Source organism: Pseudomonas sp. S32 (genome assembly GCF_016648095.1).
GTDB lineage: Bacteria > Pseudomonadota > Gammaproteobacteria > Pseudomonadales > Pseudomonadaceae > Aquipseudomonas > Aquipseudomonas parafulva.
On record NZ_JACVVF010000017.1, the window covers coordinates 73,818 to 91,163 of the forward strand.

At 60.3% G+C, this 17,346-nt stretch carries 16 protein-coding genes; 1 reads left to right on the forward strand and 15 read right to left on the reverse strand.

Annotated features, from left to right (window positions below; all coding sequences use genetic code 11):
- Positions 1 to 9 precede the first annotated feature (9 nt).
- From trbL to prlC, 15 genes are all read right to left on the reverse strand, one after another.
- Positions 10 to 1,725, reverse strand: a complete 1,716-nt coding sequence (trbL, locus tag IAE38_RS11895) for a P-type conjugative transfer protein TrbL (protein ID WP_201163425.1) — start codon at positions 1,723 to 1,725, stop codon at positions 10 to 12.
- A 15-nt stretch (positions 1,726 to 1,740) separates the two neighbouring features.
- The gene (trbK, locus tag IAE38_RS11900) at positions 1,741 to 1,986 is read right to left on the reverse strand and encodes an entry exclusion lipoprotein TrbK (RefSeq protein ID WP_236403919.1); all 246 of its coding nucleotides are present in this window, start codon (positions 1,984 to 1,986) and stop codon (positions 1,741 to 1,743) included.
- Between the two features lie 10 nt (positions 1,987 to 1,996).
- Entirely contained in the window at positions 1,997 to 2,776 is a 780-nt protein-coding gene (gene trbJ, locus IAE38_RS11905; RefSeq protein WP_201163426.1) for a P-type conjugative transfer protein TrbJ, read from the reverse strand.
- 22 nt (positions 2,777 to 2,798) lie between these two features.
- Positions 2,799 to 4,121, reverse strand: a complete 1,323-nt coding sequence (locus IAE38_RS11910) for a TrbI/VirB10 family protein (RefSeq protein WP_328804846.1) — start codon at positions 4,119 to 4,121, stop codon at positions 2,799 to 2,801.
- 81 nt (positions 4,122 to 4,202) lie between these two features.
- Positions 4,203 to 4,646 (reverse strand): conjugal transfer protein TrbH, encoded by a 444-nt coding sequence (locus IAE38_RS11915; protein ID WP_236403921.1) that lies wholly within the window; start codon positions 4,644 to 4,646, stop codon positions 4,203 to 4,205.
- A gap of 2 nt (positions 4,647 to 4,648) precedes the next feature.
- Positions 4,649 to 5,539, reverse strand: coding sequence for a P-type conjugative transfer protein TrbG (gene trbG / locus IAE38_RS11920; protein WP_201163428.1), 891 nt, complete (start codon positions 5,537 to 5,539; stop codon positions 4,649 to 4,651).
- Between the two features lie 10 nt (positions 5,540 to 5,549).
- Positions 5,550 to 6,308: a VirB8/TrbF family protein gene (locus IAE38_RS11925; protein ID WP_201163429.1), complete on the reverse strand. Its 759-nt coding sequence runs from the start codon at positions 6,306 to 6,308 to the stop codon at positions 5,550 to 5,552.
- Positions 6,305 to 8,863 carry a VirB4 family type IV secretion/conjugal transfer ATPase gene (locus IAE38_RS11930; RefSeq protein WP_201163430.1) on the reverse strand — a complete coding sequence of 853 codons (2,559 nt, stop codon included), beginning with the start codon at positions 8,861 to 8,863 and terminating at the stop codon, positions 6,305 to 6,307. Before IAE38_RS11930 ends, IAE38_RS11925 begins: the two co-directional genes overlap by 4 nt.
- On the reverse strand, positions 8,860 to 9,171 hold the full coding sequence (locus IAE38_RS11935; RefSeq protein ID WP_201163431.1) for a conjugal transfer protein TrbD: 312 nt from the start codon (positions 9,169 to 9,171) through the stop codon (positions 8,860 to 8,862). Before IAE38_RS11935 ends, IAE38_RS11930 begins: the two co-directional genes overlap by 4 nt.
- A 3-nt stretch (positions 9,172 to 9,174) precedes the next feature.
- Positions 9,175 to 9,573 (reverse strand): conjugal transfer system pilin TrbC, encoded by a 399-nt coding sequence (trbC, locus tag IAE38_RS11940; RefSeq protein ID WP_201163432.1) that lies wholly within the window; start codon positions 9,571 to 9,573, stop codon positions 9,175 to 9,177.
- 14 nt (positions 9,574 to 9,587) lie between these two features.
- Positions 9,588 to 10,544, reverse strand: coding sequence for a P-type conjugative transfer ATPase TrbB (trbB, locus tag IAE38_RS11945; protein WP_156333194.1), 957 nt, complete (start codon positions 10,542 to 10,544; stop codon positions 9,588 to 9,590).
- A gap of 560 nt (positions 10,545 to 11,104) precedes the next feature.
- Positions 11,105 to 12,163, reverse strand: a complete 1,059-nt coding sequence (locus tag IAE38_RS11950; RefSeq protein ID WP_201217704.1) for a PA0069 family radical SAM protein — start codon at positions 12,161 to 12,163, stop codon at positions 11,105 to 11,107.
- A gap of 65 nt (positions 12,164 to 12,228) precedes the next feature.
- Positions 12,229 to 14,232, reverse strand: a complete 2,004-nt coding sequence (locus IAE38_RS11955) for a M3 family metallopeptidase (protein WP_201217705.1) — start codon at positions 14,230 to 14,232, stop codon at positions 12,229 to 12,231.
- 106 nt (positions 14,233 to 14,338) lie between these two features.
- Positions 14,339 to 14,620 (reverse strand): YheV family putative zinc ribbon protein, encoded by a 282-nt coding sequence (locus tag IAE38_RS11960; protein WP_028633148.1) that lies wholly within the window; start codon positions 14,618 to 14,620, stop codon positions 14,339 to 14,341.
- Positions 14,617 to 16,668 (reverse strand): oligopeptidase A, encoded by a 2,052-nt coding sequence (prlC, locus tag IAE38_RS11965; RefSeq protein WP_328822892.1) that lies wholly within the window; start codon positions 16,666 to 16,668, stop codon positions 14,617 to 14,619. The genes IAE38_RS11960 and prlC overlap by 4 nt, the downstream gene beginning before the upstream one ends.
- A 102-nt stretch (positions 16,669 to 16,770) precedes the next feature.
- On the opposite strand from prlC, the gene IAE38_RS11970 reads away from it, so the two are divergent.
- A complete protein-coding gene (locus IAE38_RS11970) occupies positions 16,771 to 17,319 on the forward strand; it encodes a gamma carbonic anhydrase family protein (RefSeq protein WP_028633150.1) in 549 nt (182 codons plus the stop codon).
- Positions 17,320 to 17,346: the final 27 nt, after the last annotated feature.

Here is a 17,346-nt window from a genome sequence, read left to right on the forward strand (position 1 = left end):
TACTCCGGCTCAGGTAAGGTCTTGTTTACGTTCGCTGAAGCTCTTCACTTCTGCGTCAGGGTTGAACTCCCGGCTGTTGGACCGAGTGTCCAGGTTTCCGCTGGGGGCCTTACCGCCATTGGAACCGCTGTTAGCGATTGAGTGGGCGAGCCGGCCACCTGCCGTTTGGTCGATACGGGCTTGCGCCGCGCGGCCCACACCAGACGCGAGGTTGGCTGCCGTTTGCAATGCCACGCGCCCGGCGGTGCCCAGCTTGCTCGATGAAGACGAGTCAGCGCTGCCGCCATCGCGATTTGATCCTTCCTTGGAGCTAGACCCACTTGCAGTGGATGCGCCCTGATCGGAGCCCGAGGTGCCGCCCCCCGTGCCGCCGGAGTCACCGCCTCCGGAGCCTGCGCCGCTATCACCTGATGAGTCCTGCGCACCACCACCTGATGAAGCACCAGCGTCATTGTCGCCGCCAGATGAAGACTGCTCACCACCGCCCGACGAGGCACTTTGTACGCTGCCTCCACCTGAGCCAGCGGACAACCCCATGACGGAACCTAATGGACTGGAGCTAGAGCCGCCAGACGCACCGCCTTGCCCCCCACTTTGACCTCCGCCCGAGCCGCCGCCTGAACCGCCACCCAACATCCCTGCCATACGGGAGCCGATATCTGAGCCCGAAGCGACGCTTGCCTGCGCACCTTTGAATGCAGAATGGACAGCCTGCGCGCCTCCAACCATGCTTGCGCCACCGCTGGCCATTGCCGAAGCAGCCTGGCCTGCCATTGAGACGGCAGTTGTTGCTGCCCCAACCATTGCGCCGGCACTGAAGTTGCCGATGCCCATGGATGCCCCACCCGCGCCGCCAACCAGCGACGCAATCATCGGCGGGATCTTGTTAACTAGTAACAGCAGGAGAACAGAAACTACGAGCATGACAGCCAGCTCTTGCACCGACATCTTCTCGCTGATTCGACTCGAGAACTCTTCGATGAAATCTTTGCCGATGGCAATCAGAAGCACCATGGCAAATAGCTGAGCGGCTACGCCCAGCACAGCCCTGTAGTAGTTCAGCGCTATATCAGATGTCCAGCGCGACCCTCCAAACCCCAGAAAGAACACACCGGCATACAGCAAAAACCAACTGGACGCCAGTAAGACCAGCAGGTTAATCCCTACAACAGCGAGGACGAGCAATACAACGATCGCCATGAGCTCCATGGTTATCTGGCGCCCCATTTGATACCAGCTGAGTTTATCCGTCGCTTTTACAGTGCGATCATAGAGCTCAAAGCCTAAATCGACGATACTCGAAGGCTGAAGATCCGTCGTTCCGAGTTTGCCCGCCGTTGATCCTAACTGACTTAACGACTTTACCATCGTGTCAGCAAGTTGCAGGCCGCCCATTGCGTTCGTTAACAGCCACCAGAAGAACCCGAACACCACGAGAAAGCGGATGAACTCTGCGAAAAATTCACCAATGTCTGCTTTTCTCATCAGCATCAAGCCGAACGTCCAGACCATGGAGATGACGGCCAGTGCTAAAAATAGGCGCTCGGCAGCCGCCTGAATCGCGGGTAACCATTTGCTGGTTGCATTATTAAAACGATGAAGCACCTCATTCATGATCCCCGAGCTTTCCAGTTCGGCACTTGCTGCCTGAGCAAGCGTCGGGACTGACAAAATGGCGAAAATTACCAAGGCATTTATAATCAAATCCCGACGCTTACCAAGCATGTAGCCCATTCCTTACTAGAAATCGTCTTTCGGACTTTTCTTAAACGTCCAATCCGTCAATTTTTTGGACTCTAGCAAACTATGACAGTTTGTCTTGAACTCGTTCTTGCTCGACTCTTTGGACAGCCCAGCCAATACTTTTTCATACATGACGGGCGAGCAGTTTTCTGCGGTAGCTTGCGGGACGGTTTCGCTGAAGCACCCTGTCAACAAGGCCGCAGCGGCCATCAATGCACCTGCTCTACAGTTTAAAAATTTCATACATCCTCCATTAAAAATCATCTTTAGGGCTCTTTTTAAACGTCCACTCTGTCAGCCGACGATTTTGAGCTTCACCGCGAGCCCGCTCATCAAGCTCAGCCGCATGACGGTTGGCTTCTGCTGTCTGTTGCGCCAGCATGAGCATACGCAGTTGCAGCAACTGGTTAGCTTGCTGACTGGAGAGCTGATTGGCATATTGAATCGCTTTGACCTGACCATCGGCCGTGGTCGCTGCCTGCTGGAGTCTCTCAAGTTGGCGCGCATCGGACTTCAGGTTATCTTGCTGCTGTTTGATGCTCTTAAACAGCCCATCATTGGCATTTTTTTGGGAGGTGGAGGCCAACTCCTGCTGTTTTTGCAGCGCCGCCTCATCGGCTGCTGTACACCCACCACTGCCAAAACAAGGCGAGCTTCTGTAGTAATTCGTATCCTGGAACTTATCCAAGTACGACTCGAAGCTGCCCGCCTGATTGGTGTAGTAGTCAAGCATGTCTTGCGCATGCATCAACTTGTTGATCGTGGAATTGGCCTCATCCCAGATGTAGGCAGCAGGGGCGACCGTATTCTTGACCATATTTTCATACTGGTCCAACTGTGTCCGGTACTGGTTCATCTGCGTGGCGTATTCCTCGATCTGCTTTGCCGTCTGCGCAATGCTCTCGATAGAAGTCACCTGATTGAGCGCGACATTCGCGCCGTCGATAACGGGAATCCCCGCGTAAGCCTGCAGGGTGAACCCGATACCTGCCAGCAACCCCACAGCCGGTTTTAAAAGGGTAGGCTTAGTCATATTCCTCTCCTTGTGCTTTTCATCAGTAGTCAAACGCTTGATACGGTTTGGAGAACGTCAGGTCCTTGGTCACCATCACGTTGAACCTGAACCCTGGGCGAATTTCCAAGGTCGGGGCGATATTCAGGTTTTTAGCAATCATCTGTGCCGTGACCTGGCCCAACTGTTGGCCCAAAGCCTCACTCATGGCACTGCTGGCACTCTCGCGCTGGTTGCCGCCACCAAAGCTGCTATTGGTATTACGGTCCTGGCTCAAGCTGATACCCGCCACCACGCCTGACATCAGCAATGCCGACCCGAACACCCGCACATAGTGATTGTTGACCTTGTCGTTGAGGCCGGAATAGCCGATCCCGTCGGCACCTGGCATAGCGCCAATATCCATTGCCTTGCCGTCTGGGAAGACAATGCGCTGCCAAGCCACGAGTACTCGTGCCTGCCCGTAGGCCACATCGCTGGAGTAGGAGCCGACCAGCCGAGCACCTTGCGGGACGAGCAGATGTTTACCCGTAGCCGTGTCGTAAACGCTTTGGGTGACCTGGCCAATGATCTGCCCCGGCAGGTCAGAGTTGATACCGGATACGAGCATGGCGGGGATCACAAAGCCGGCACGCAACTCATACGGGCTGCGTGGCGCCTGCAGCTTGGCATCCAGTGCCCAGCGGTCTTCACCGTCAGCGCCGTTGAACTGATCGAAGCCCTTCTCGCGCGATGCTGAAGCGGCAGCACGGAAAGGCGTGTCACCAAGGCCATCGGCGCCGCCTCCACCTGTACCCATACCGCCCTGGCGCAATTCAGCCAGTCGCGCTCGGAAGGCACTGTTGGGATCACTACGCGATTGCTCGTACAAACGTTGGCGTGCAGCTGCAATATTCGCGAGCGTGTCCTCTGGCCCGAGCGGCCCGTTTGCGGGGCGGGAGGACCCGACGCTGCGCGGCGCCTGAACCTGAACGGTACTCTTGGCTTGTACCGCCTCCTGGAACTGCTGCGCTTTCATGCGCCGAATACGCTCCAGCTCCTCGGCATTCATATCAGGTTGCCCGCCACGGGGTGGCAACGGTGGCGCATCAAGGTTGTCCGGGCGCACCACCTGCAAACGCTCTGGTTCCTGTACAGGCGCGTTATTCAGCGCCGGTACAACAGGCGGCTCGGCCTTGCTTGGGATGATGCCATCAGAATCCATACCGCTGATCTGATTGGCAAACAGGCTGCTGTTACCGGTTTTCTCCTTTTTCTTGTCTTCAGGCTCATGCTGCTGGTTGGCCCGATCCGATGCCACCATGATCATGATCAGCAAAAAAATGGCAGCCGCACCGCCGATGATGTACATCGGCCAGTTGTTCACCCGGCGCACACCGCTGCTGCGGTTCAGCTTGCCGGGGGAAGCGTCTGGGGACATGGCGTCGTTCGCTTTACTCATGCCGCGTTACTCCTTGCGAACCCAAGCACCCGCGGCCAGCAGACGGTCGTTCTGCACACCGTAGGCACGGCTCAGGGTTTCTGGGCCGACACGCAGAATCACCCGGATCAACTGGGTGTCCTTGGGGGTGTCGACTACATAGTTGACCGGCAATGGCGGCACCACGCCGCGTGCCACAGGCGCAGGCTGCGCCTTGGGGTCGAACTCCTGCACGGAATAACCCGACGCACGCAGCGTGCTCAACAGCGCCACGCCATAGCCGTCGTTGGTTTCCTGGGCCAGGCGCAGGCGCGTGCTGGCCGGCGGATGCACCACCGCCAGCTGGCGCACGGTGGCCTGCGCCAGTTGCTGGTTGACTGCCGGCGAGGTGCGTTCGGCGAAATTGCCGTACGGCCCATTGGCGCAGGCAGCCAGCCACAGGGTGGCGAACAGTGCTAGGCAAGCGCGCATGCTCATTTCCCCCGCTTGATGGTGATGCGGTCCTGAGACTTGCCGACACCGGCAATCAGGATGGCCTTGTCGAACACGGTGTCGACGATGTAGCGGTCACCCTGAACGCGGTAGTTGACCATCACCGTCTCGTCATCGCGGAACCAGCCGCCGTCCTTGCGCACCACCATCAACGACGGTGCTTCGGTCTGGGCAACGGTCTGCGGCATCTGGATGATGGTCTTGCTGCCGTCGTTATAAACCCGTACCGGCTTCCAGGACGTATCGCCCTCAACGGTGTAGTCGAAGCTCAGGTTGCCCAGGTACTCGCCAGTCTCGGGAATAGTGGAGCGCTTGCGTTCGGTGGTTTCGCGCTGCTTGATCAGGTTCCACTTGGCCAGTGCTTCCTCCGGGTAGGTGAAGGCCACTTGCGGCATGTACTGGGTACGGTGCGAGCGCAGCTTGAAGTGGTAGGTGCGGCGGTTGGTGGTCACCACCAGCGACGTTTCCAGGCCCACATCCATGGGCTTGATGATCAGGTGCTGCACTTCGCTCGGGCCGGCGCCAGTGATGGCAGGCTCGACGGTCCAGCGTGCGGTGTCGCCCAGGTTGATCGAGTTGACCTGTTCGCCGGCCTGCAGGGCGATGTCGCACACCTGCAGTACTGCGCAGACGACGCTCGGCTGCTGTGCACCGAAGATGAAGCGCGCGGTACCGTCACCACCGTCCACCGGTTTGATGCCAGTGGCACTGGCCTGCTGCCAGCGCTGGGAAATGGCCAGGGCGGCCTTTTCCTGCGGGGTCAGGGTAGGGTTGGCGTCGGAGAAATACAGGTCAGCCTGACTGGTGCCGGGCGCGGCCTGAACGAACGCAGGCAGTGCGGCGGCGAGCAAAGCGCAAAGATAACGGTTCATGGTCGGTCCTTCAAAGTTGCTTGGACCAGGAGAAGTCGCGCACATAGGTCCCGATCGGGTTCATCCGTAGTTGCTCTTCGCTGGTTTGAGTGGTGGGTTCGGCGATGTAAGTGGTCACCAGGGCACGCCAGTTGGCCTTGCTCTTGACCAGGCCTTGGCGGTCACGGGTAATTTCTTCCCAGTCCACCTGCCAGGTCTCGGGCGTCTGCTGCATGACCGAGCGGATATCGACACTGACGGTTTCGTCCGCAGCGCGCACGAACGGGCTCGATTCCTTGGTGCCGTTCAGCCATTCGTTCATTTTTTGCGTGGCCGGGTCGTTCTGCCCGAGCAAGGCATAGATGCGGAAGATCGACTTGCGCAACAGGGCTACGTCGGGGGTAACGGTACGGGCATCGGCGATAAAGCCGGCCACCTGGGATTTCACTACACGCTGGTCGACCGCCTGCGCTACTTGCGCCGGCGCTACTGCCAGCGGCTGGCCCAACTTGTCCACTTCGACCACGTAAGGCACGAACTTGGACTGGCTGCCGATGTGGATCAGCCCACCGACGCAAGCCAGCGCAATCATCATCGACAGGATGGCGACCACCTGCCACATCAGGCGCGATGTCACTACGCTGCCAACGTGATCGTTCCAGGTGCGTCGGGCGGTCAGGTACGGGTTATCAAGCGCCGCGCCTTTCGGCGACGGGGAGCTCATGCCAGGTTCTGCAGATTCGGCGGGGCGTTTTTGCACCATCGCCTTCAAGCGTTCAGCGAGGCTCATGCGGCCACTCCATAATCATTCAGTCTGAGGCCACGGGCGGCCAGCCATTCGTTCACCCAGCCATTGCCGTACTTGGCTTCCAGGCGCTTGATCGCAGCCACCGACTCTTTGTCGGATGCGCCGACAAAGGCCAGGGCCAGTGGGCCAAGGGCAAGGTCGTAGAGACGACGGCCGTTTTCCGACACGTAGTAGTACTGGCGCTTGGGCACGGCGGTGGCGAGGATCTCGATCTGGCGCGCGTTCAGCCCCATGCGCCGGTACAACAACGAAGTGTCTTCGTCACGGGCATACACGTTGGGCAGGAAGATCTTGGTGGCTGTCGACTCGACGATGACATCGAGGATGCCCGAGTTGGCGGCGTCCGAGAGGCTTTGGGTAGCCATCAGTACCAGGCAGTTGGCTTTACGCAGAACCTTGAGCCACTCGCGAATCTTCTCGCGGAAGGCCGGGTGGCCGAGCATCAGCCAGGCTTCGTCAAGAATGATTACCGCCGGCTGGCCCTTGAGGGCGCACTCGATGCGGCGGAACAGGTACAGCAGTACCGGCAGGGCGTACTTGTCGCCCAGGTTCATCAGCTCTTCGATCTCGAACACAGTGAAATCGGACAGGGCCAGGCCATCCTCATCCGCATCGAGCAGGTGACCCATGGTGCCGTCGACCGTGTACTGGCGCAGGGTTTCCCGCACGCTTTCGTCCTGTACCACCAGGCAGAATTCAGACAACGTGCGCGAACCGTCACGGTACATGCTCATTACTGCGTGGCCGATTTCGTTACGCTGCGCAGCGGTGGTTTCCAGGCCGTTGAGCGCCAGAATGGTGTCCATCCATTCCATGGCCCAGGCGCGGTCGCCCTTGGTCTCAAGGAACTGCAGCGGGCAGAACGCCAGGCGCTCATCGTCTGCTGCCACGGTGAAGTGGCGGCCGGACTCGCCATTGCTTTCGGCACGAATACCGGCCGCCAGCGGGTACATGGACATACCCTTGTCGAAGGCGAAGATCGACATGCCCTTGTAACGACGCAACTGGGCGGCGATCAGCGCCAGGTGCGTGGACTTGCCCGCACCGGTCGGGCCGAACATGAAGGTGTGGCCAAGGTCACGCACGTGCAGGTTCAGGCGGAACGGTGTGGCCCCGCTGGTCACGCAGTGCATCAGCGCCGGTGACAATGGCGGGTAGAGCGGGCACGGCGCTTCGGCACTGCCTGTCCAAATACTGCTGGTGGGCAGCATGTCAGCCAGGTTGAGCGTATTGATCAACGGCCGACGGACGTTTTCCACACCGTGACCGGGAAGGCTGCCGAAGAAGGCATCCAAGGTGTTGATAGTTTCGATGCGGGCGGCGAAGCCCAAGCGTTCGATAGCTTTCTCGACGCTGCGTGCAGCCTCTTCAAGCTGCTGACGGTCTTCGTCCATCAGCACTACCACGCTGGTGTAGTAACCCTGCGCGACCAAGCCACTATTGACCTCGGCAATCGCGTCAGCGGCATCCTGCACCATCGAGAGCGCATCCTGGTCGATGTTGCCATTGTTGGTGTTGAATACCTGGTCGAAGAAGCCTCGGACCTTCTGTTTCCATTTTTTGCGGTACTTTTCCAGGTGCTGCACCGCTTCGTGCGTATCCATGAAGATGAAGCGGCTGTTCCAGCGGTACTCGCACGGCAGTTCGGCCAACGCGGCCAGCACACCGGGCGCCGACTCCAGTGGGAACCCCTCGATTGCCACCACCTGAATAAAGTTGCGGCCGATTTTTGGCACCACGCCGCCCCACAGTTCCTTGCCGCCAAGAATGGCATCCAGGTACATGGGGTTGCTGGGCAATTGCACCGGCTGGCTGATGCCCGTGATACAAAACTGTACCCAGCTCAGCAAGTCATCATGGGTGATCTGAGCACCCTCTTCGGTCACAAGCGCGTTGGCTTTCAGGCGGGTGAGCTTCAGCACCGAAGACAGGCTGCCTTCTACGCCCATGCAATCGCGCTTGAACTGCTCGATGAGGTTGCGCGTACGCGCCTTGTGGTCAGGCGGTGGCGTATCGTCGTCGAACATCAACTCGACGAATTTCTGCTGCGCCAACATCGGCGGGAAGAACGTCAAGGTCAGAACGAAATAACCTTCGTAGAGCGAGCCCAGGGACTCAAAGAAGCCACGGCGCTCTTCGTCCATCGCCTCGGTAAGCCGATCAGGGAAATGCGAAAAGCCTCGGCTGGAATAGTTGACCGCCGGGCGCCGCACTGCATCGACGTGAATCATCCAGCCGCTGCCCAGCCCGGCCAGGGCCTGGTTGATGCGAAGCGATACCAGCTCGCGCTGGGCTTCGGTGCTGCTGGCGTTATCGTCGCCGCGGTACAGCCAGGACGCCATGAAGGCGCCGTTCTTGCCCACCATCACGCCGTCGTCGACCAGCGCCGCATGGTTCAGCAGGTCCGACAGGCCGGCATCTTTCGAGCGGTGCTTCTTCAGCTTGAGCTCGGCATCGACCTGCAGTAGACGCTGGACCAGCAGCAGGACCAGCAAGGCACCGAGGGCTGCGATGGCATACGCAATACCTTCGATCATTTGTATTGATTTCCCTGACTTGGAGGATTGTCCCTATACGGAGTGCTACGCGCCGGGTAGTACGACTTGTAGCGTCGATGACGCAGGTACACCGGGCGCATCTTCGGGTCGGCCTTGGCCATCACCCGCAGAATGAACAGCCCGGTAAACCACAGCACCAGCCCGACTATCGTGGCGCGCAGTTCCTGGGCGCTGAAGATCAGGGCGAAAGCCAGCAGGCCGGAGAACATCACCAGCTCGCGGTCACCGCCCATGAACAGGTTGTCGCGGTTGCCCGCACGACGGATGGGGATGGTGCGCAGCGCCATGATTCAGACCTGCCCTTGGGCCAGGCTGGAATCGATCACTGGCAGCCACTGGGCCAGCTCGGCACTGGTGCCGAAGAAGCTACTCATGATGTTGTTGGCGCCCACGATCAGTGCCATTACCAGCACCAGGAAGATCAGGGTGCGGAAGAAGCCGTTCAGGTCGCCACCAAAGATCAACACGCCGCCAGCGACAACGATGCCAATGATCGACAGCGCGAAGGCAACCGGGCCCGTTACCGACTTACGCAGCGATTCCAACCAGCTCTCATAGGGCAGCGTGCCGCTGCCTGCGGTGGATGCAAAAGCGTTTTCCGGGGTAACCATCACGTACAGCATCAGCAGGCAGAGGGCCAGATAGCCAAACGTTTGGGCGTTGAAACGGGGCAGCGAGATAGCTTGCATGAGCAGTGGTTTCCTTAAAGGTTACGTGTGATGTAACGGCCATCCTCATACCCGGAAACCTCGAGGATCTCCTGGATGCGGCGGCCTTCTGGGGTTCTGGCGATGGAAATGACGACGTGAACCGCTTCGCCAATCAGCGGCTCGATGTCGGCCGGGGCCGACTTGTTGCGGGAAACCAGGGATTTCAGACGGGTCAGCCCTTCGCTGGCGCTGTTGGCGTGCAAGGTCGCGGCGCCACCCGGGTGGCCGGTGTTCCAGGCATCGATCAGGTCGAGTGCCTCTTCACCGCGCACCTCGCCCACCAGGATGCGATCAGGGCGCATACGCAGCGAGGTCTTGAGCAGGTGGGTCATGCTGACGTCGACAGTGGTGTGGTACTGCACGAAATTCTTCGCCGCACACTGGATCTCGCCAGTGTCCTCGATGATGAACACGCGCTCGCTGGGGAACTCGATGACCATCTCGTTGATGACTGCGTTGACCAGGGTGGTCTTGCCGGTACCGGTACCACCGATCACCAGGATGTTGCGGTGCTCACGGATGGCGCGCTTGATGGAGTCGCACTGAGCGGGCGTCATGATCGCGGATTCGACGTACTGGTCCAGCGTATAGATAGCCACTGCCTTTTTACGGATCGCAAACGTGGCGGCGCGGACGACGGGCGGAAGCTGGCCAGCGAAGCGCGAGCCATCCAACGGCCATTCACCTTCGAGCAAAGGCTTGGTGCGGGTCACTTCCTTGCCATGGAAGCCGGCCACGGTCTTGATGATGGACTCGGCCTGTGCCGGGCGCAGGTCACCGATATGCTTCATCGGCTGGCCCAGCTTCTCAAGCCAGAGTTTGCCGTCGCCATTGCACATCAGTTCGACGGTCTGTGGATCGTTGAGGGCATCGATTATGAGCGGGCCGGCATCGCGCTCCAGCTTTTTCTTGGCGCGATCTTTCAGGCTGGCAGTTTCTGCAATTTCCACACTTATCGTCCATGAATTAACTATTACCTCCCCGGTTGGGCAGGCAATTAGAGCTCGCTGTTCGAGCAGGTCTTCAGACCGTCGATGAATCAAAGACCCTCGGCACTCGAAACAAGTCGCCTGCGCTGGGGATATTTGTTCGAGATATGAGAGGGGCTTCACAAAGGCGCGCAGGTTACCCGAGCAACAATTGCTAACGAAATGGTTAATCTCCTACAGCCATGTAAGCATTTTCCTACAAAACTGGCACGGTCGTGCCCTGACGCGAAAGCACCAGCATCGCTGAAACACGCGCCGCATATGGGATCCACGCCTGAGCGGGAAAAAAAAGACAGCTAATTGCCACCATCTTGTCTATTCAACAAATCAACAAAAATTAGAACCACTTCACAATTAAGCGTGGTTATTTCTTGCTGTTTGCATGACAAAAATGTTGCGAAGCGCTACCTCCTGGCGGAATTTCTGGGGAAACTTCGCGTGGTGACATCCATATGCCACTGCTTAGTGGCACTTAGATATCACTGCGCACTTTCGCGGCGACATTGTGGTCTTTATAAAGTTCAAAATAATATCAGCTGCTCTCCAGGCGGGCTGAAAAGTGAACAGTCAAGCACCTGCGCGTCCCGCCCCTCGAAGTTCAGCCTGCGCACGGTCTTGGCGAAGCGCTGCGCCAGCATTTCGGCAAAAATCCCCTCACCTCGCATCCGCGTGCCAAAGCGGCTGTCATACAGTTCACCCCCTCGGCTTTGCCGAATCAGGCTTAGTACATGGCTGGCACGCTGCGGGTAGTGGTCCTGCAACCACTGCTCAAACAACGGTGCCACCTCCAGTGGCAGGCGTAGCATCATGTAGGAAGCACTTTGCGCACCGGCTTGCCTGGCGGCCTCCAGCAGCTGCTCCAGTTCGCTGTCGTTGATCATCGGGATGATCGGCGAGCACAGCACCCCCACGGGGATACCTGCCTCGCGCAGCACCCGTATCGCCCGCAACCGTGCATTCGGGGAGGCGGCCCTTGGCTCGAGTACCCGCTTGAGGTCAGCGTCCAGCGTGGTGAGGCTGATCATCACCCGCACCAACCGAAGGCTGGCCATTTCTGCCAGCAGGTCCAGGTCTCGCAGGATCAAAGCACCTTTGGTGACGATGGTGACCGGGTGGCGAAAGCGCAGCAGCACCTCCAGCAGCCGCCGGGTGAGCATCTGCTCCCGTTCGATGGGCTGGTAAGGGTCGGTGTTGGACCCCAGGTTGATGGGTGCGCAGACATACCCTGGCTTGCTCAACTGCTGCGCCAGCACCTCGGCGGCGTTGGTCTTGGCAATCAGCTTGGTTTCGAAGTCCAGCCCGGGGGAGAGGTCCCAATAGGCATGCGAGGGCCGGGCGTAGCAGTAGATACAGCCGTGCTCACAGCCCCGGTAGGGGTTGATGGAGCGATCGAAAGGCAGGTCGGGGGAGGTGTTGCGGCTGATCACCGTTTTGGCGATTTCTACCCTTACCTCCGTGCCTTGGGTTGGCGGCACTTCCTGGTGCCAGCCATCATCCTCCACTACCGACTGGTGGGAAGCGAAGCGGTTATGCGGGTTGCACGCGGTGCCCCGACCCTTTTGTGCTGATGGAGGAATCATGACAATACCCATTACTGTATTTATATACAGTAATGAGATAAATCGGCGGTGACCAGCCCCTCTCGTCACTCCACGCCATGCCACCGAAGATACGGCTGCACACTTGGCTTGCGCCCCAGAAACACCTGCAACCCCTCATGCAAGGGGCGTGAGGCGCCGGGGGCGATCACTGCCTGGTGAAGTGCCTGGCCGGTGGCGCGATCAAGCAGGCCCACCTGCTCGAAGCGGGCGAAGATGTCCATCGCACAGGCGTCAGCCCAGAGGTAGGCGTAGTAACCCGCATCATAGCCAGTGACCAGGTAATCGAAAGCGTGAGCCGGGTGTTCAAACGCGGCAAGTGGCCAGTAGCTACATTGCTCACGGGCGTGCTCAAGCCGCTGGCGCACGGTTGTGCCGTCATTCGGGTTGGCATGCAGATCCAGGTCGAACAATGCCAGGCTCAGGTCGCGTGCTGTTTCGCCGACGGCTTCACGCTGGTAGCGCTCGATGCAGCGCTGCATCTGCCCGTGGCTGATGCGGCGGTCATCAAGGTGATGCGCTGAAATAGCCACCAGGTAATCCACGTTCCAGACCCAGCGCTCGAACAGCTTACCCAGCAGTTCAGTGCCGTCGGTGCCCAGCTCGCTGACACTGGACAGCACCTGGTTGCCCGTGCGCACCAGCAGGTGGTGCAGGGCATGGCCAAATTCATGGAACACTTTACGCAAGGCGCGGTGGTCCAGCAGGGGCTCGTCACCCTCGGGGGCCGGTGGGATGTCGCTGTACATCATCACCACGGCTTGCTGGTAGATACCCTCGGCATCCACGCGGCGGTTATGCACATAGGTGGTGTACACGGCGTCGGGTTGCTTGCCAGGGTGCTGGACGGCGTCGAGGTAGAACAGGCCAAGCAGCGCATGGTCCTGCCAGGCCTCGAACGTGAGCACGCTCGGATGCCAGGCAGGTAGGCGCACGGCGCGCAGTTCCAGGCCGAACAACTGCTGCGCCAATTGGAGCAAAGCCCGGACCACCGCGCTGAGCGGGAAGAACTCGCGCACGGCGTCATTGGATAGCACCCGGGCAGCGTTTCGGGCCTGCGCCTGCAGAAAATCCCTGTCCCAGGGCTGGGCTTGTTCAAGCCCCGCTGCCTGGGCCGCAGCCTCAAGCCCGGCACGCCAGCGCAACACGGCAGGTACGATGCCACCCGCCAAAGCCTGTAGAAACTGGCGTACCTGTTGCTCCGTGCCTGCGCTCTTGCGCTGCAGGCTCAGCGCCATGTGGCTGCTGAAGCCGAGCAGTTGCGCCCGCTCATGACGCAAGGCTGCCAGACGCTGCAAAACGCTGGCGTTGTCTTTTTCAGGGTCGGTGTGCACGCCGCGCTCATGGTAAGCGCGGTAGGCACGCTCGCGAACAGTCCGGTCCTGAGCTTCTTCCAGCACCTTGTCGGTGGCCCAGGCTTCACATGAGATCAACCAGCCTACGCTACCGTTTTGCTGGGCTTGCAGCGCCAACTCGGCCAGGCCCCGTTCGGCAATGCCACGCAGTTGGTCGACGCTGTCGATCAGCAGCCCCGGCCTTGCCATGTTGCCCAGGAACGCTTCCTCCAGCGCCGTAATCTGCTCTTGCAATTGTTGCAGCCGTTGCTTGTGCGGCGCCGACAGGGAAGCCCCGCTGATACGAAACTTTTCAAGGTGCCAGCGCAACGTAGCCCGTTGCTGAGCATCGAGGTTGCGCCCCACGTTGCTGGCAGCCAACCGATCGTAAAGCGCGAACAGCCGGCCATTGCCATACCGGGTATTCAGGGCTGCATTCATGTTGAGGTAGAACTGCACAATAGCGTCGGCCCATGCCGCATCCTTGCCTATCAACGGCGAGGCTGCGTAGAACACGCCCAGTAGCTGTGCATCCAGGCCGTCGACCGCCAGGACCAGATCGTCCCAGGTGGGCAGGGCCTGCTGGTGTTCGATGACCCGCTCAACGCCCTGGCCATAGGTATGCAGCACATGGTCGAACGCGGCCTGCATGTTTTCGAGGGTGATAGCGTGATAGTCGACAGCGGAACCGCTGCCTTGCAGAAGGGGGTTGCTCATAGGCTCTGACTCGCTCGTTTTCAGGAACGTGCCAGCGTGCAGCGGGGCAAGCGGGGAAGGGCGCGATTAACTACTACCCGGGCGTTGCGCCCGGGCAGTACGGCGATCATTCAGCAGGCTTTTTCAGCTTGGGGTTGGGGAAGAACTGCACGGTCTGGACCTTCGCCGGCGCGGCCTTGGGCGCTTGGTGGTTCACCCGAGTGCCCAGTTCCCTGGGCACCGACAGGCCCTGCTCGTTGAGGGTGTCGGTAAAGCCACAGGCCACGCACTCACGGTGAGGTACGCCGTCTTCGTTCCACATCATCAGCTTGTCCGGCTCGCTGCAGGCCGGGCATACCGCCCCGGCAATGAAGCGCTTCTTGGTCTTGTTCACGGCATCCTCACTCATGCGGCCGCTTCTTCACTGAGGCCGCTGTGGCGCAGCAGTGCATCGATGGACGGCTCACGGCCACGGAAGTCGACGAACAGCACCATTGGCGCACGCGAGCCGCCTCGGGCCAGGATCGCCTCGCGGAACGCACGGCCGGTTTCGGCATTGAACACGCCTTCTTCCTCGAACCGCGAGAACGCATCGGCCGACAGCACTTCAGCCCATTTGTAGCTGTAATAGCCCGCCGCATAGCCGCCGGCAAATATATGGGCAAAGCTGTTGGGGAAGCGGTTGTACGCAGGCGGGCGCATCACCGTGACTTCGTCGCGCACACCTTCGAGCACCTGCAGCACCGTGCGGCCGTCGCCATGGCTGGAGTGCAGCTCAAAGTCGAACAGCGAGAACTCCAGCTGGCGCACCATCATCATGCCCGACTGGAAGTTCTTGGCCGCCAGCATCTTGGCCAGCAGGTCCTGGGGCAGGGCTTCGCCGGTTTCGTAATGGCCGGAGATCAACGCCAGGCCCTCAGGCTCCCAGCACCAGTTTTCCATGAACTGGCTGGGCAGCTCCACGGCATCCCAGGCCACACCGTTGATACCCGACACACCGGCATGCTCGATGCGGGTCAGCAGGTGGTGCAGGCCATGGCCGAATTCATGGAACAACGTGGTGACTTCGTCATGGGTAAGCAACGCCGGCTTGCCAGGCGCCGCGGGGGTGAAGTTGCACACCAGGTTGGCCACCGGGCTCTGCAACTGGCCACCTGCGGTGCGGCGGCGGTCGCGGGCACCGTCCATCCAGGCGCCCCCGCGCTTGTTGGCGCGGGCATACAGGTCGAAGAAGAAGCGGCCCACGTGCTGGCCGTTTTCCTTGATCTCGAACAGGCGAACATCCGAGTGCCAGGCATCGAAGCCCTTGAGCTCGGCGATTTCAATGCCGTACAGGCGCTGCACGATGCTGAACAGGCCACCCAGCACCTTGTCGATGGGGAAGTAGGCGCGCAGCGCTTCCTGGGACACGCTGTAGCGCTGCTCGCGCAGTTTCTCGCCAAAGTAACCGGCGTCCCAACTGGCCAGCTCGGGGCAACCCTGCTCGGCCGCGTAGGCCTTGAGCTGGGCGAGGTCCTGGGCGGCGAATGGCTTGGAGCGCTTGGCCAGGTCACGCAGGAAGCTCAGCACCTGGTCGCTGGACTCGGCCATTTTGGTGGCCAGGCTCAGCTCTGCGTAGTTCTTGTAGCCCAGCAGCTCGGCCAGCTCCTGGCGCAGGTCAAGAATCTGCTGCATCACCGGGCCATTGTCGAACTGGCCGGCATTCGGGCCCTGGTCCGAGGCACGGGTGCAGTAGGCGGCATACAGTTCTTCGCGCAGTGCGCGGTCGCTGGCGTAGGTCATCACCGCGTAGTAGCTGGGGAACTCCAGGGTGATCAGCCAGCCATCGAGCCCCTTGGCCTGGGCAGCCGCAGCCATCTGCGCCTTGGCAGAGTCGGTCAGCCCGGCCAGGGCCGCTTCGTCGGTAACGTGCTTGCTCCACGCCTGGGTGGCATCGAGCAGCTGGTTGGAGAAGCGGCTGCCCAGCTCGCTGAGCTTGCTTTGCACCTGGGCGTAGCGCTGCTGCTGGTCTGCAGGCAGGTCGATACCCGACAAGCGGAAGTCACGCAGCGCATGTTCGAGGATGGTTTTTTGCGCCACGTCGAAGCCGCTGGCCTCAGGGCTTGCAGCCAACGCCTGGTAGGCGTCGAACAGGGCACGGTTTTGCCCCAGCTCGGTGGCATAGGCGCTCAGCGCCGGCAGGCACGCCTCATAGGCCTCGCGCAGCTCCGGGCTGTTGCACACCGCATTCAGGTGGCTGACCGGGCTCCAGGCCGCACCCAGGCGGTCGTTGAGTTCGTCCATGGCCAGTACCAGGCCGGCCCAGGTGGGGTTGCTGCCCTGGGTTTCCAGGATCTGGGCAATAGCTGTACGGTTGTCGGCCAGGATCGCTTCGATCGCCGGCAACACGTGTTCGGCACGGATTTGCGAGAAGGGCGGCAGATCGTGGGATTGCAGAAGCGGGTTGTTCGCAGTCACGGTTTGGATACCTTGGCAGAAGAAACACTGCCCCATCTTAATTACAATCGACGCCGACCGCAGCAGGCAGCCAGCCTATCGGCACAGATGAGGGAGGCTATCATGGCCATTCGAAGTTTCCGGCAACATACGCCAAGGCTCGCCGCCAGGGCCTTCGTGGACCGCTCGGCGGTGGTGCTGGGGGACGTGGAGATCGGTGAGGACAGCTCGGTGTGGCCCATGACGGTGGTCAGGGGCGACATGCACCGCATCCGCATCGGCGCGCGCACCAGCGTGCAGGACGCCAGCGTGCTGCACATCACCCACGCCGGCCCGTTCAACCCGGATGGCTTCCCGCTGATCATCGGCGACGAAGTCACCATCGGCCACAAGGTCATGTTGCATGGCTGCACCCTGGGCAATCGCATTCTGGTGGGGATGGGCAGCACCATCATGGACGGTGCCATCGTCGAGGACGAAGTCATCATCGGTGCCGGTAGCCTGGTGCCACCGGGCAAGCGGCTGGTCAGCGGCTATCTGTACATGGGTAGCCCGGTGAAGCAGGCACGGCTGCTGAACGATCAGGAGCGCGCGTTCTTTTCCTACAGCGCGGGCAACTATGTGAAGCTCAAGGACCAGCACCTGGCCGAAGGCTACGACCAACCCGAATGACCGCTTCGCAGGTTTACCTGCGAAAAA

Bases quoted from the DNA above. Each gene is read 5' to 3' on its own strand.
- trbL (WP_201163425.1), bottom strand. From the start codon at position 1,725: ATGCTTGGTAAGCGTCGGGATTTGATTATAAATGCCTTGGTAATTTTC.
- trbK (WP_236403919.1), bottom strand. From the start codon at position 1,986: ATGAAATTTTTAAACTGTAGAGCAGGTGCATTGATGGCCGCTGCGGCC.
- trbJ (WP_201163426.1), bottom strand. From the start codon at position 2,776: ATGACTAAGCCTACCCTTTTAAAACCGGCTGTGGGGTTGCTGGCAGGT.
- IAE38_RS11915 (WP_236403921.1), bottom strand. From the start codon at position 4,646: ATGCGCGCTTGCCTAGCACTGTTCGCCACCCTGTGGCTGGCTGCCTGC.
- trbG (WP_201163428.1), bottom strand. From the start codon at position 5,539: ATGAACCGTTATCTTTGCGCTTTGCTCGCCGCCGCACTGCCTGCGTTC.
- IAE38_RS11925 (WP_201163429.1), bottom strand. From the start codon at position 6,308: ATGAGCCTCGCTGAACGCTTGAAGGCGATGGTGCAAAAACGCCCCGCC.
- IAE38_RS11930 (WP_201163430.1), bottom strand. From the start codon at position 8,863: ATGATCGAAGGTATTGCGTATGCCATCGCAGCCCTCGGTGCCTTGCTG.
- IAE38_RS11935 (WP_201163431.1), bottom strand. From the start codon at position 9,171: ATGGCGCTGCGCACCATCCCCATCCGTCGTGCGGGCAACCGCGACAAC.
- trbC (WP_201163432.1), bottom strand. From the start codon at position 9,573: ATGCAAGCTATCTCGCTGCCCCGTTTCAACGCCCAAACGTTTGGCTAT.
- IAE38_RS11950 (WP_201217704.1), bottom strand. From the start codon at position 12,163: ATGATTCCTCCATCAGCACAAAAGGGTCGGGGCACCGCGTGCAACCCG.
- IAE38_RS11955 (WP_201217705.1), bottom strand. From the start codon at position 14,232: ATGAGCAACCCCCTTCTGCAAGGCAGCGGTTCCGCTGTCGACTATCAC.
- IAE38_RS11960 (WP_028633148.1), bottom strand. From the start codon at position 14,620: ATGAGTGAGGATGCCGTGAACAAGACCAAGAAGCGCTTCATTGCCGGG.
- IAE38_RS11970 (WP_028633150.1), top strand. From the start codon at position 16,771: ATGGCCATTCGAAGTTTCCGGCAACATACGCCAAGGCTCGCCGCCAGG.